This is a genomic window from Pseudophaeobacter flagellatus, from assembly GCF_021228235.1.
Classification (GTDB): Bacteria; Pseudomonadota; Alphaproteobacteria; order Rhodobacterales; family Rhodobacteraceae; genus Pseudophaeobacter; species Pseudophaeobacter flagellatus.
Genome location: NZ_JAJQRG010000015.1, coordinates 39,126 through 52,282 on the forward strand (window position 1 = coordinate 39,126; position 13,157 = coordinate 52,282).

The window sequence follows — 13,157 nt, forward strand, 5'->3', positions numbered from 1 at the left end:
GCCGTGCCGTTTCCGGACTGTCGGAGATTAAAACCTTCGGGTATGGCCAAGGAAGAGCCCCAAAGTTCAGAGCTGCAGAGGATCCTGACATGCCCATCCACTACCTCTATCTTGTCCTTGCGATCTTGGCAGAGACCATTGGCACCACCGCGCTGCAGGCAAGCCAACAGTTCACTCGCCTTGGGCCTTCTCTGGTGGTCATTGTTGCCTATGGTTTTTCGTTTTTCATGTTGGGGCTGGCTTTGAAATACATGCCGGTTGGTCTGGTCTATGCCATCTGGGCTGGGCTGGGCATTGTGCTCATTGCCTTTATCGGGTTGGTTATGTTTGGGCAACGCCTGGACCTGCCCGCAATCTTTGGCATTGGCTTGATCCTCGCCGGCGTGTTGGTCATTCACCTGTTTTCCACCTCTTCCGGTCATTAGCGCCCCTGCCTCAAAGACGCCAAGTGACAGTGCCCGGTCTTTACCGCTCTTGCGCGCCAGCCTTGCCTCAGCTTAGCCCCAGCCCTGACCCGGTGTTGAACTGGAAAAATTTGCAATCAAATACGCAGTATTGTTGCAGGTTTTACTTCACAGGGCCCAGGAGACGTATTTCTGCTGGCCTTTGGTGCGGGTTCGGGCTATGCGCGGCGCAACTTCCTTACAAAGGCTGACGTCATGGACATGCGCAACATTGCGATCATTGCTCACGTGGACCACGGTAAAACGACCCTGGTTGATGAGCTTCTGAAACAATCCGGCGCCTTCCGCGAAAACCAGGCTGTGGCAGAACGTGCCATGGATAGCAACGACCTGGAGCGCGAGCGGGGCATTACCATCTTTGCCAAACCCACCTCGGTGGAATGGAACGGCACACGGATTAACATCGTTGATACCCCCGGCCACGCCGATTTTGGCGGCGAGGTTGAGCGGATCCTGTCGATGGTCGACGGTGTAGTGCTGCTGGTGGATGCCGCTGAAGGCCCGATGCCACAGACCAAGTTTGTCACCTCCAAGGCGCTGGCCCTGGGCCTGCGCCCCATTGTGGTGCTGAACAAGGTCGACAAACCCGACGCCGAGCCGGATCGCGCGCTGGATGAATGCTTTGATCTCTTCGCCTCTCTGGATGCGACCGAAGATCAGCTGGATTTCCCACATATGTATGCCTCTGGTCGCAATGGCTGGGCTGATGCTGAACTCGACGGTCCCCGCAAGGATCTGCACGCGCTGTACAACTTGATCGTCAACCACGTGCCCGAGCCAAAGCAAATCAAACGCCAGGGCGAAGATTTCCGCATGCTGGCCACCACCCTGGGTTCTGACCCTTTTGTTGGCCGCCTGCTGACAGGTCGTGTGGAAAGTGGTTCGCTGAAAGTGGGCGCCACCGTGCAGGCCCTGTCGCGCATTGGCCAAAAGATCGAACAGTTCCGCGTGACCCGCATCCAGGCCTTCCGCGGTCTGGCACAACAGGACATCGAGGAAGCCCAAGCTGGCGACATCGTTTCTCTGGCAGGCATGACCAAGGCCACCGTGGCCGATACCATCTGTGCCCTCGCCGTAGACGAGGCGCTGGACGCTCAGCCGATCGATCCCCCCACCATCACCGTGACCTTTGGCATCAACGACAGCCCGCTTGCTGGTCGTGACGGCAAAAAGGTTCAGTCGCGGGTTATCCGTGACCGCCTGATGAAAGAAGCCGAGGGCAATGTCGCGATCAAGATCACCGATACACCCGGCGGTGACGCCTTTGAAGTTGCCGGCCGTGGCGAACTTCAGATGGGTGTTCTGATCGAAAACATGCGCCGCGAAGGGTTCGAACTGTCGATCTCGCGTCCGCAGGTTCTGATGAAAGAAGTCGACGGCGTCCGCATGGAGCCAATCGAAGAAGCAACCATCGACGTTGATGACGAATACTCCGGTGCGGTGATTGAAAAGATCACTGGCGCCCGCAAAGGTGAGCTGGTCGAGATGCGCCCCGCAGGCGCTGGCAAAACCCGTATCATCGCGCATGTGCCCTCGCGTGGGCTCATTGGCTATCACGGCGAATTCCTGACCGACACGCGCGGTACTGGCGTGTTGAACCGCGTGTTCCACGGCTGGGCCCCGCACAAGGGCTCTATCCCTGGGCGTCGCGCCGGCGTTCTCTTGTCGATGGAAAGCGGTCAGTCCGTGGCCTATGCACTGTGGAACCTGGAAGATCGTGGCAAGATGTTCATCGGCTCGCAGGTGGATATCTACACCGGTATGATCATCGGCGAGCACTCGCGAGAAAATGATCTGGAAGTGAACCCGCTGAAGGGTAAGAAGCTGACCAACGTTCGGGCCTCTGGGACTGACGAAGCGGTACGCTTGACCACGCCGATCACCCTGTCGCTGGAAGAGGCAATCGCCTATATCAATGATGACGAACTGGTTGAAGTTACGCCAAATTCGATCCGTCTGCGCAAGCGCTATCTTGACCCGCATGAACGCAAGCGGATGGCACGCGAAAACGGCTAAGCCACAGATCGATATGACATTTAAAGGGACGCCTTCGGGCGTCCTTTTCTGTTTCGGGTCCCTGATTGTTACAAACTGGACCAATTCGCATTGGGGCTGTCCAAAACAAACAGGGCACCCAAATCGGGTGCCCTGTTTATAAATTCATTGAATTTAAGCACTTACGCCGAGGTTTCCACCACCATCAACTCGCGTTCAGAGGCGTCGCGTGCATGGCTCAGGGCCTCTTGGTATTCCGGGCTGTGGTAGCAGTCGACTGCAGCCTCGACACTGGGAAAGGTCGCAACCACATTGCGCGGGCGTTCTTTGCCTTCCAGCTGAACAAACCGGCCGCCACGGGCGATAAATTCACCGCCGGCCTTGGCGATGGCGGGACCGGCCAGTTTGGCGTATTTGCCATAGGCCTCTTCATCGGTGACGGTGACATGTGCAATCCAAAGTGCGGGCATGGGGATCCTCCGGTATCGTGCCTAGCTTTTGCGCAGCATAGGTCATTACGGGCAGAGGTCGATCATTTTTTTGACCATTCGGTCCAAGTCTGACCCGAGACAAAAAAAGCGCCCTCCAGTCAAATGACTGCGGGCGCTTTTGTACTGCTTGTCAGGGCAATCAGCCGACCAGGAAGGCCTCTGCTGCGGCGATCGCTGCCTCAGCGCCAGAGAAATCCTTGCCGCCGCCCTGCGCCATATCAGGACGGCCACCGCCGCCCTTGCCGCCGACCGCGGGCACCGCTGCGCGCAACACCTCAACCGCCGAAACCTCGGATGTCAGATCATCGGTGACACCCGCTGCAACAGCGACCTTGCCGTCCTCTTCCGCGATCAGCAGGATCACGCCAGAGCCAATGTTTTGCTTATGAGCATCAATCAAGCCGCGCAGATCCTTGCCCGAGACCCCCTGCAGCGCCTGCGCCAGAAAGGCCTTGCCGCCGATCTCCTTGGCCTCAGCCCCACCGCTGGCTCCGCCGCCCATGGCAACCTGCTGTTTCAGATTGGAAATCTCATTCTGCAGAAACTTGCGTTCCTCCATCATCGCCTTCAGGCGATCCATCACATCCGCAGGCTGCGCCTTGAGAGTGGCGGAGATTTCAGCCATCTGGCTCGCTGCGCCTTCCAAATAGGCAATGGCTTCCGCCCCGGTCAGGGCCTCAATCCGACGCACCCCAGCCGACGAGGCACTATCGCCCAGAATGACAAAGGTTCCGATATCGCCGGTCTGGCGCACATGCGTACCGCCGCAAAGCTCGATCGAATAGGTTTCGCCATCCTGACCCTTGCCTGTCGCCGCGCGCCCCATCGAGACAACCCGGACTTCATCGCCGTATTTCTCGCCGAACAGCGCCTGCGCTCCAAGCGCGCGGGCGTCATCCGGGGTCATGATGCGGGTTTCAACCGGTGTGTTCTGGCGAATGTAGCGATTCACATCGGCCGACACCTGGCTCAGTTCTGCCAGGCTCAGGGCCTTGGTATGGCTGAAGTCAAACCGCAGCCGATCATCCGCATTCAAGGACCCACGCTGAGCCACATGATCGCCAAGCGCCTCGCGCAACGCCTCGTGCAGCAGATGTGTAGCCGAGTGATTGGCACGAATGGAGGCGCGCCGGGCGTGGTCGACGGCCAACTGTGCAGGCGCGCCAGTCGTCACCAGCCCCTTGGTAACCTCGCCCATATGGATGAACACGCCGGCGGATTTTTTGGTATCGCTGATGCGGATCGTGCCCCCTTCGACACGGACCTCGCCGCTGTCACCGACCTGGCCACCGGATTCGGCATAAAACGGTGTCTGGTTCAGAACCAGTTGTACCTTATCGCCCTGGCCGGCCTCTTTGACCTCGCCGCCCTCTTTGACCAGAGCCAGGATCTGGCCCTCGGCGCTTTCGGTTTCATAGCCCAGGAATTCGGTGGCGCCATGCTGGTCTGCGATGTCGAACCAGATGGTGCTATCGGCACTTTCACCAGATCCCGCCCAAGCGGCACGCGCCTTGGCTTTCTGCTCGGCCATGGCGGTATCAAAGCCATCGGTGTCGACCTCCCGGCCCTGCTCCCGTAGCGCGTCCTGGGTCAGATCAAGCGGGAAGCCAAAGGTATCATAGAGTTTGAACGCAGCCGCCCCAGGCAGCGGAGCGCCTTCTGCCAACGAGGAAACCTCATCGTCCAACAGCTTCAACCCGCGGTCCAGCGTTTGTTTGAAGCGCGTTTCTTCCAGCTTCAATGTCTCTTCGATCATCGATTGCGCCTGGCCCAGCTCTGGGTAGGCCGCACCCATCTGTTGCACCAGCGCGGGCACCAGACGGTGCATGACCGGATCTTTCGCCCCCAACAGATGCGCATGGCGCATGGCACGGCGCATGATCCGGCGCAGCACATAGCCGCGGCCATCATTCGAGGGCATCACGCCATCGGCCAGCAGAAAGGAGGTAGAGCGCAGGTGATCCGCAATCACCCGGTGATGCACGTTCTGATCACCGTAGGGATCGGAACTGGTGATATCAGCCGAAGCTTCGATCAGTGATTTGAACAGGTCGGTATCATAGTTGTCATGGCTGCCCTGCAACAAGGCGCCAATGCGTTCCAGCCCCATGCCGGTGTCGATCGACTGCATGTCCAGCGGCACCATAGTGCCGTCTTCGAACTTCTCGTTCTGCATGAAGACCACATTCCAGATCTCGATAAAGCGGTCGCCGTCTTCCTCGGCAGAGCCGGGAGGACCGCCCCAGATGTGATCACCGTGATCGTAGAAAATCTCGGTGCAGGGACCACACGGCCCTGTGGGGCCCATCTGCCAGAAATTATCGGCAGTATCGATGCGGATGATGCGGTCCTCGGGAACCCCCAGCTTTTTCCAGATCGCAAAGGCTTCGTCATCAGTGTGGAACACCGTGGTCAGCAAGCGGTTTTTGTCGATACCAAATTCTTTGGTTATCAGTTCCCAGGCAAAGGTGATCGCCTCTTCCTTGAAATAGTCGCCAAAAGAGAAGTTCCCAAGCATTTCAAAGAAGGTATGGTGGCGCGCCGTGTAGCCGACATTATCAAGGTCGTTGTGTTTGCCGCCGGCGCGTACGCATTTCTGCGCCGTAGTCGCGCGTTTGTAATCGCGGTGTTCAACCCCGGTAAACAGGTTCTTGAACTGCACCATGCCCGAGTTGACAAACATCAAGGTCGGGTCATTGCGCGGCACCAGCGGGCTGGAGTCGACCACTTCGTGGCCCTGCTTGGCAAAATAGTTCAAAAAGGTAGAGCGGATATCGTTCAGCGTCGCCATAGAAGGGATCCCTTTGCGGGCAGAGTTCAAGGTTGGAACGAGGTTTATCCCCCCAACCCCCCCCTGTCCACCGCCTGCGCCCCGGCATCTTATGCAAAAAGGACGCAGCCGTGGCCGCGTCCCCGTAAAAGACCAATTTGATCAAAAATCCCGTGACTTAGCCTTCCAGGATATCGTCCTCATCCCCAGCATCGGGGCGGTTGAAATCCAGCCCATGCGCGGCGCGGATCTTGTCTTCGATGTCATAGGCGATGGCCGAATGGCCGCGCAGGAATTGCTTGGCGTTCTCACGTCCCTGGCCGATACGTTCATCCCCGTATGAAAACCAGGACCCGGACTTGTTCACCACGCCCGCCGCAACACCAAGATCCAGCAACTCACCCATCTTGGAGATACCTTCGCCATACATGATGTCGAATTCGACCTGCTTGAAGGGGGGAGCCACCTTGTTCTTCACCACTTTGACACGGGTGGCGTTGCCGACGATCTCGTCACGATCCTTGACCGAGCCAATGCGACGAATATCCAGACGCACAGAGGAATAGAACTTTAGCGCGTTACCGCCGGTTGTAGTTTCGGGCGAGCCGAACATAACGCCAATTTTCATCCTAATCTGGTTGATAAAGATCACCATGCATTTGGAGCGGCTGATAGAGCCGGTCAGCTTACGCATAGCCTGGCTCATCAAGCGGGCCTGCACACCAACGCTAGAATCCCCCATATCGCCTTCGAGTTCAGATTTGGGCGTCAGGGCCGCCACGGAATCGACGATCACCATATTCACAGCACCAGAGCGCACCAGCGTGTCGGTGATTTCCAGCGCCTGCTCGCCAGTGTCAGGCTGCGAGATCAGCAGCTCATCCAGATCGACGCCCAGCTTGGCCGCATATTGCGGATCAAGCGCATGTTCCGCATCAACAAAGGCTACAACGCCGCCGTTGCGCTGCTGCTCTGCTGCGCAATGCAGGGTCAGCGTGGTTTTCCCGGAACTTTCCGGTCCGTAGATTTCAACGATGCGCCCCATCGGCAAACCGCCAATACCCAGTGCAATATCCAGCCCAAGCGACCCGGTCGAGCTCGCCTCGATTTCCTGAATGGCACCGTCGCTCATCTTCATGATGGAGCCCTTGCCAAATTGCCGCTCGATCTGTGCAAGCGCGCTGTCGAGCGCCTTTTGCTTGTCACCGCTTACTTTGTTTTTCATGGTCAACAGATCCGCCATAGTCCCTTGTCCCCTTCTATGTGTCATAGAGCTGCGCTTGCGGCAATCACTGCTTTGTTCGCCTCTTGTTCTTTATGGGACCAAAAAGAGAACAAAGCAAACGCAAACTTAACCTATTCAGCCAAACGGCGGGGTGCTAAACAGGGCCGCAACGGTTTAAACAACTTATTTTACAGGGTTTGACGATAAAAATGCTGGTATTTTATGACGCAAGACTGGTTTTGCTTTCGGTGCCAAAAACCGGAACATCCGCCTACCAAGAGGCACTGCAAAGCCGTGCAGATCTAGCCATTACCAACCCACCGGAGCTAAAGCATGCGCCGCTCTATCGCTATAACCGATGGATTCGGCCCATGTTCGCGCGGGTCTGCAACGCAGAGCTGGATGTGGCAGCGGTGATGCGCGAACCCGTCAGCTGGCTTGGCAGCTGGTATCGCTTTCGCCAGCGCCCCTTTCTGGACGGCAAGACCACCTCTACCCGCGGGCTGAACTTTGATGATTTTGTGCGCGATTACTGCAAGGGGCAGCAGCCTGAACATGCCAAGGTTGGCAGCCAGGCAAAGTTTCTGGAGGCGCAGAAAAACGGCTGCCGGGTGACGCATTTGTTCCGCTACGAAGATCAGCCCCGCCTACAACAGTTCCTGCAAGATCGGCTGGGGGGCGAATTGGCCCTGCGACAGCGCAACGTTAGCCCTGCGATGGATTTGACCCTAAGCCCTGAAATCGATGCCCTGTATCGGCGCAAGAAACCGGATGAATTTGCGCTCTATGACAGCATCACCTGATCGCAAAACCGGGTAGATTCAGCGGCCCGCCGGGCCTGGCGTCACTGGAATTGCGCGTGCACCGTTTCTGTCAACTGGTTGAGCGAGAAAGGTTTTGGCAGGAATACCGAATTGGGGACGACCGCGTCAGATTCCCCAAAGGCGCCCTCGGCATAGCCCGAGACAAAGACAACACGGGTGTCGGGCCGGGTTTTGCGCGCCTCACGCACCCAAGTCGGCCCATCCATCCCCGGCATCACAACATCGGTAACAAAGACATCCACCTCAAGGCTGGGGTCTTCCAGGGTGCGCAGCGCATCTTCTGCCGATTCCGCCTCTAGCACGGTATAGCCACGCATCCGCAGCGCCCGCGAGGCAAAGGCCCGCACGGGGGCTTCGTCTTCAACCAGCAAGACCACGCCTTCGCCGTGCTGCGGTGCCGCAACCGCCTTGGGCTTCTCGACGGCGACCTTCTCTGCCTCGGCCTCGGCGTCAATCTCCAGCCCTTCTTGATAGACTGGAAAGAAGAGGGTGAACTGCGTACCCTTGTCAAGAACGGAGTCAACAAAGATATAGCCGCCAGTCTGCTTGACGATGCCATAGGCCGTAGACAGGCCCAGGCCGGTGCCTTCGCCGGTGCGTTTGGTGGTATAAAAAGGCTCAAAGACCTTTTGCAGCTTATCCGCTGAAATGCCGACACCTTCATCGCTGACCTTGACCGTGACCCAATTGCCTCCGGGCACAGTAACACGGTTTCGGGTCAGCGGCTTATCCAGGGTCACCGCCTCTGTGCGAACGCGAATTTCACCGCCATTGGGCATCGCATCACGGGCATTCACCACCAGGTTCATCAAGACCTGTTCCAACTGCCGCTTATCCGCGCGGATAGACCGCATCACCGGATCATGACTAAGCGTCAGCGTGACCTTTTCCCCCACCAGGCGGTTCAACAAATGGGTCAGATCCGCCAGGGTATCGCGCACGTCCAGAATCTCTGGCAGCAGCGTTTGCTTGCGCGAAAAGGCCAACAACTGGCTTACCAGTGACGCGGCGCGGTTGGCGTTTTCATGGATCTGGATCAAATCTCCGTAGTCCTGATCACCCTGATCATGACGCAGAAGAAGTAGATCGCAATGCCCTGAAATCGCAGTCAGAAGATTGTTGAAATCATGCGCGACACCGCCGGCAAGCTGACCAATCGCCTGCATTTTCTGGCTCTGTACAAACTGGGCCTCAAGGGTTTTCAGCTCTGTCGCGTCATTGAGCACAGCAATCAGAATGGTTTTGCCGTCTTCTACCGCCCGGGTCAGCGTCACCTGAACAAAGACCTCTTTGTCAGGACGCGACAGGCGCAGGAATTCCGATTTGTTAGAGGCCAGCCCCGCTGCCGTATCGTGCAGCCAATCGGTCATCGGCCGCCCCAACCCTTCCATCAGCTGGGCCATTTTCAGAGTCTCGCGCCCATCGACGCCCAACATGGACATCGCCATCTTGTTCAGCGATAGCACATCGCCGTTCGGCGCCACTTTGATAAAGGGCACTGGCATATGTTCAAAGCTGGACTGCTGGCTCTGCAGTTCAGCGCTGTTGACCTCCATCAGGAACAGCTCGCTGCGGCCCTGGGTGCGGTTCAACTCGGTGACCAGCACCTCGACCGGGCCACCTTTTGTCGTGATGGTGTTGATCTCACCACTGCAGACTGGCAGCGACAAGAACAGGCGATCGGTGGATTTCACCCGTTCACCCACCAGTTTGCGTGCCGCCTCGTTCATGAACAGGACAGCCCCAGTGCGCCCAACGGTAATCATTGGGATCGGAACCACCTCTGATCCCCGCCCACTGGGGCGTTCAGCGACATCTTCGACACGCCACAAAAAATTGCCGCCCTGCATTTGATGTACCGCAAGCCGCACATGGCCCCGGCGCGTTACGATGTCCTCGCGCGCCGCGCCTTCAAACCGCGCCCGGCTTTGCAGCCGGAACAAGACCGCCGAAGGATTGGCCAGCACAGAGCGCAGCGCCCCGGCAAGGGTATCGCCACTATTGTCCTTAAAGCGATTCTGGGCCGCGTGATTACAGGCATGAATGCTACCATCATCGTCGGTGACAAAACTGGGGGTTGCATCTTTTTCGATAAACCCGGTCAGCAGCTCTATCGCCATAGCCCGCGCATTCATCCGCAACCGCGCCTGAATCAGCATCAGCAAAGCAACCACCAGCAGCGTCAGGCCAACAGCCGTCAAGCCGCGCATAATCCAATCCGGCCAAGTAAAGAACATCGGCACCACCAGCAAAACACAGGAGAGCGCCAGAGTCGCACCAAGGCGCAGATGTTCCGGATGGAATATTCTGAGGGCGGGCACGGATGAATTTTGGCTTCCGGGCATCTCGGCTCCATCTTCTGGATTGTTCAACGCAATAACGCCGCTAAAGCCTTAAAACCACGTTAAGAGTGATGTAGCTTTCGTACCGAATTACCTAACAACCTGCGGGAAGCCGCGTCAACACAGAGACAAAAAACCCGTCGGTGCCATCCTGCACCTGCCAGGCGGCTTGCACCTGCAGCGACCAGCCCTCAACCTCGTCCAGAAACGCTTGAACTTGTTCAGAGTTTTCCTCATCCAACATAGAGCAGGTCGCATATGCAAGCAGGCCGTCTTCGCCGACAAGCGCGGCCGCGTCGTGCAAAATTTGACGCTGCGCATAGCGAATTTCATCGAGCTGCGCACGGGTAAGGCGCCATTTACCTTCTGGGGCCCGTCGCCAGGATCCTGAACCAGAACAGGGCACATCACAGAGCACCAAATCAAAGGGGGCCTGCTTTGGCAGTTCTTCTTCGGACAGGCAGGTCACATCCACCCCACCCCGCTGCGCCCGCAAAGGCAGATCAATCATCCGGCTGGGATTTGCATCATGGGCATAGAGGTCCAGCTTAGCCTGCGCGGCCATGGCCAGGCTCTTGCCGCCGCCACCTGCACAGTAATCGAGCACCCGCATGCCGTCTTTCAGCGGCAGCTGATCGACAACCGCCTGGCTGGCGGCATCCTGCAGCTCCACCAGGCCATCAGCAAAACAGGTGCTGTTGCGGATTTTACGCGCCCCGGTGGTCACATCCAGCGCGGTTTCACTGACGGGATGTGGTTCGCAGAGGATCCCCTCTTCCGCCAGTGCTTCGATTGCATTGGCGCGATTGCCGCGCAGCAGATTGACCCGCAGATGCACGGGCGCCCGCGTTTGCAGCGCAGTCGCGGCGGCCTCGGTCTGATCTCCCAAGCTGCTGCTAAAGGATGGCCACACCCAGTCCGGAATATCCAGCCGCTCTGCCTCAGAGGCAAAGTCACGCGGTGCGGTCCGTTCTGCATCATCCAACGGTCTGGGGCCATAGCCCTGGCCACTAAACACGGCCTCAGGCGCGCTGCCCTCGGCGCGCAGCGCCCCCAGAGTGAGGCCACGGCCGGTTTCCGCACCACCAAGCACCGCAAAGGAGCGGCGGCAACGCAGGGCGGAAAACACGTGGTCCCGCACCGCCGCGCGGTCCTTGGACCCCGCATAGCGATTGCGCCGCCCCCAGGTGGTCAGCGCCTTTTCTGCCGCTTCCCCTTCAAGGATCAGATCAAGAATTTCGATGGCCGCCTGATGACGGGCTGCCGGGGTCATGCCACGGCTCCAAGGCTACAAGAGGTCATCGTCATCCTTTCAACTGATTTACCCGATACGGTAGTTCGGGCTTTCGCGGGTGATTTGCACGTCATGGACGTGGCTTTCTTTCAGCCCAGCGCCGGTGATCCGCACGAAGGAGCAATCCTTGCGCATGGCCTCAACCGTGGCGCTGCCGGTATAGCCCATGGCGGCCCGCAGCCCGCCAACCAATTGGTGGACCACCGCATTTGCGCTGCCTTTATAAGGCACCTGACCTTCGATGCCTTCGGGCACCAGTTTATCGCTAGCGGCATCCTTTTGGAAATAGCGATCCGCAGAGCCCCGAGCCATCGCCCCCAAAGACCCCATGCCACGGTAGGATTTGAACGACCGCCCCTGGTAAAGGATGACCTCACCGGGGGATTCATCCGTACCTGCAATCATCGACCCCACCATGGCACAGGACGCACCGGCGGCAATCGCCTTGGCAAAATCGCCAGAGAACTTGATACCACCATCGGCAATTACCGGAGTATCTCCGGCGGCGGCAGCGCAGTCCATGACAGCGGTCAGCTGCGGCACGCCAACACCGGCCACCATGCGGGTGGTACAGATGGAACCAGGTCCGATCCCGACCTTGATGGCATCGGCGCCCGCCCCAATCAGGGCTTTGGTTGCGGCAGCAGTGGCCACATTGCCGGCAATGACCTGCACATTGGGGTATTGCGTCTTGATGCGTTTCACCGCGTCAATCACCCCGGCGGAATGGCCATGGGCGGTATCAACAACAACGATATCAACACCAGCATCAATCAGCGCTTCGGAGCGGGCAAAGCCGCTATCCCCAACCGAGCTGGCAGCCGCAACCCGCAGGCGGCCCAGATCATCCTTGCAGGCGGTCGGGTTCAACACGGCCTGTTCAGTATCTTTCAGCGTCAACAACCCGGTAAGCTTTCCCTCGCCATCGGTGACCAGCAGCTTTTCGATGCGGCGCGCCCGCATCATCGACTTGGCTTCGTCCAGATCGGCCGGTTCCTGCAGCATCGCCAGATTGTCGGATGTCATCATCACCGAAACCGGCGTTGCATCATCATGGGCAAAGCGCATATCGCGGTTGGTCACGATGCCGAGCACTCGCCCGAGTTCATCCACCACAGGGAAACCGGTCACCCGGTAGCGTTCTTGCAGCGCCTTGGCATCTGCCAGTGTCTGATTGGCCAAAAGGGTGATGGGATTGTAAACGATGCCGCTCTCGAAACGTTTGACCCGGCGCACCTGCATCGCCTGTTCTTCGGTATCGAGATTCTTGTGAATAACCCCCATGCCGCCCGCCTGCGCCATCGCAATAGCCATGCGGGCTTCGGTCACTGTGTCCATCGCCGAGCTCATCAGCGGAATATTGAGATCAATTGTCCGCGTTACGCGCGTCCGCGTATCAGCAGTGCTGGGCAGGACGTCGGACGCGCCTGGAACCAGTAGAACATCATCAAAGGTGAGTGCCTCACGAATCTGCATTTGCAACCCCTATGCAAAACCCCGTTTGACGGTGACCCTATTGCACAGTCCCCCCGGATAGAAAAGACCCCACCGAAAATTCCTGCGCTACAGCAATGAATTCCCTGCCTACCACCACCCCGGCTGGCCGCAGCGCAGACGGCAAAGCCATGGCACCGACCAAGGCACCGGGCTTGGGGCCCGCGCCCGGCAAGGTACTGGCGGCAGGCAGAGCAGAAAAAGACGCGGCTGAACCAAATTGTGGCGTTCCGCGACTTTTGATTACAGCGGCTTGCG

The 13,157-nt window shown here is 58.3% G+C and carries 9 protein-coding genes; 3 read left to right on the forward strand and 6 right to left on the reverse strand.

Annotation, left to right across the window (positions count from 1 at the left end; all coding sequences use genetic code 11):
• Nucleotides 1–89 precede the first annotated feature (89 nt).
• Together LRK71_RS19590 and typA are read left to right on the forward strand one after the other, a co-directional pair.
• Nucleotides 90–425, forward strand: a complete 336-nt coding sequence (locus tag LRK71_RS19590) for a DMT family transporter (RefSeq protein WP_232405649.1) — start codon at nucleotides 90–92, stop codon at nucleotides 423–425.
• 234 nt (nucleotides 426–659) lie between these two features.
• On the forward strand, nucleotides 660–2,480 hold the full coding sequence (typA, locus tag LRK71_RS19595) for a translational GTPase TypA (protein ID WP_232405650.1): 1,821 nt from the start codon (nucleotides 660–662) through the stop codon (nucleotides 2,478–2,480).
• Nucleotides 2,481–2,641: 161 nt separating this feature from the next.
• Here the strand turns inward: typA and LRK71_RS19600 are convergent, their stop codons facing one another.
• From LRK71_RS19600 to recA, 3 genes are all read right to left on the reverse strand, one after another.
• Nucleotides 2,642–2,929 (reverse strand): DUF1330 domain-containing protein, encoded by a 288-nt coding sequence (locus tag LRK71_RS19600; RefSeq protein ID WP_232405651.1) that lies wholly within the window; start codon nucleotides 2,927–2,929, stop codon nucleotides 2,642–2,644.
• A 160-nt stretch (nucleotides 2,930–3,089) separates the two neighbouring features.
• Nucleotides 3,090–5,741, reverse strand: a complete 2,652-nt coding sequence (gene alaS / locus LRK71_RS19605) for an alanine--tRNA ligase (protein ID WP_232405652.1) — start codon at nucleotides 5,739–5,741, stop codon at nucleotides 3,090–3,092.
• Nucleotides 5,742–5,898: 157 nt separating this feature from the next.
• Nucleotides 5,899–6,963: a recombinase RecA gene (gene recA, locus LRK71_RS19610; RefSeq protein WP_232405653.1), complete on the reverse strand. Its 1,065-nt coding sequence runs from the start codon at nucleotides 6,961–6,963 to the stop codon at nucleotides 5,899–5,901.
• A gap of 191 nt (nucleotides 6,964–7,154) precedes the next feature.
• On the opposite strand from recA, the gene LRK71_RS19615 reads away from it, so the two are divergent.
• Nucleotides 7,155–7,748: a gamma-glutamyl kinase gene (locus LRK71_RS19615; RefSeq protein WP_232405654.1), complete on the forward strand. Its 594-nt coding sequence runs from the start codon at nucleotides 7,155–7,157 to the stop codon at nucleotides 7,746–7,748.
• A gap of 41 nt (nucleotides 7,749–7,789) precedes the next feature.
• On the opposite strand, the gene LRK71_RS19620 is transcribed toward LRK71_RS19615, so the two are convergent.
• The 3 genes from LRK71_RS19620 to guaB form a co-directional block, all read right to left on the reverse strand.
• Complete coding sequence (locus LRK71_RS19620) at nucleotides 7,790–10,114, reverse strand: hybrid sensor histidine kinase/response regulator (protein ID WP_232405655.1); 2,325 nt, start codon at nucleotides 10,112–10,114, stop codon at nucleotides 7,790–7,792.
• A gap of 91 nt (nucleotides 10,115–10,205) precedes the next feature.
• The gene (locus LRK71_RS19625; protein WP_232405656.1) at nucleotides 10,206–11,384 is read right to left on the reverse strand and encodes an RsmB/NOP family class I SAM-dependent RNA methyltransferase; all 1,179 of its coding nucleotides are present in this window, start codon (nucleotides 11,382–11,384) and stop codon (nucleotides 10,206–10,208) included.
• Between the two features lie 48 nt (nucleotides 11,385–11,432).
• The gene (gene guaB, locus LRK71_RS19630; protein WP_232405657.1) at nucleotides 11,433–12,881 is read right to left on the reverse strand and encodes an IMP dehydrogenase; all 1,449 of its coding nucleotides are present in this window, start codon (nucleotides 12,879–12,881) and stop codon (nucleotides 11,433–11,435) included.
• Nucleotides 12,882–13,157 lie beyond the last annotated feature (276 nt).

Bases quoted from the DNA above. Each gene is read 5' to 3' on its own strand.
- typA (WP_232405650.1), top strand. From the start codon at position 660: ATGGACATGCGCAACATTGCGATCATTGCTCACGTGGACCACGGTAAA.
- LRK71_RS19615 (WP_232405654.1), top strand. From the start codon at position 7,155: ATGCTGGTATTTTATGACGCAAGACTGGTTTTGCTTTCGGTGCCAAAA.
- alaS (WP_232405652.1), bottom strand. From the start codon at position 5,741: ATGGCGACGCTGAACGATATCCGCTCTACCTTTTTGAACTATTTTGCC.
- recA (WP_232405653.1), bottom strand. From the start codon at position 6,963: ATGGCGGATCTGTTGACCATGAAAAACAAAGTAAGCGGTGACAAGCAA.
- LRK71_RS19620 (WP_232405655.1), bottom strand. From the start codon at position 10,114: ATGCCCGGAAGCCAAAATTCATCCGTGCCCGCCCTCAGAATATTCCAT.
- LRK71_RS19600 (WP_232405651.1), bottom strand. From the start codon at position 2,929: ATGCCCGCACTTTGGATTGCACATGTCACCGTCACCGATGAAGAGGCC.
- LRK71_RS19625 (WP_232405656.1), bottom strand. From the start codon at position 11,384: ATGACCCCGGCAGCCCGTCATCAGGCGGCCATCGAAATTCTTGATCTG.
- guaB (WP_232405657.1), bottom strand. From the start codon at position 12,881: ATGCAGATTCGTGAGGCACTCACCTTTGATGATGTTCTACTGGTTCCA.
- LRK71_RS19590 (WP_232405649.1), top strand. From the start codon at position 90: ATGCCCATCCACTACCTCTATCTTGTCCTTGCGATCTTGGCAGAGACC.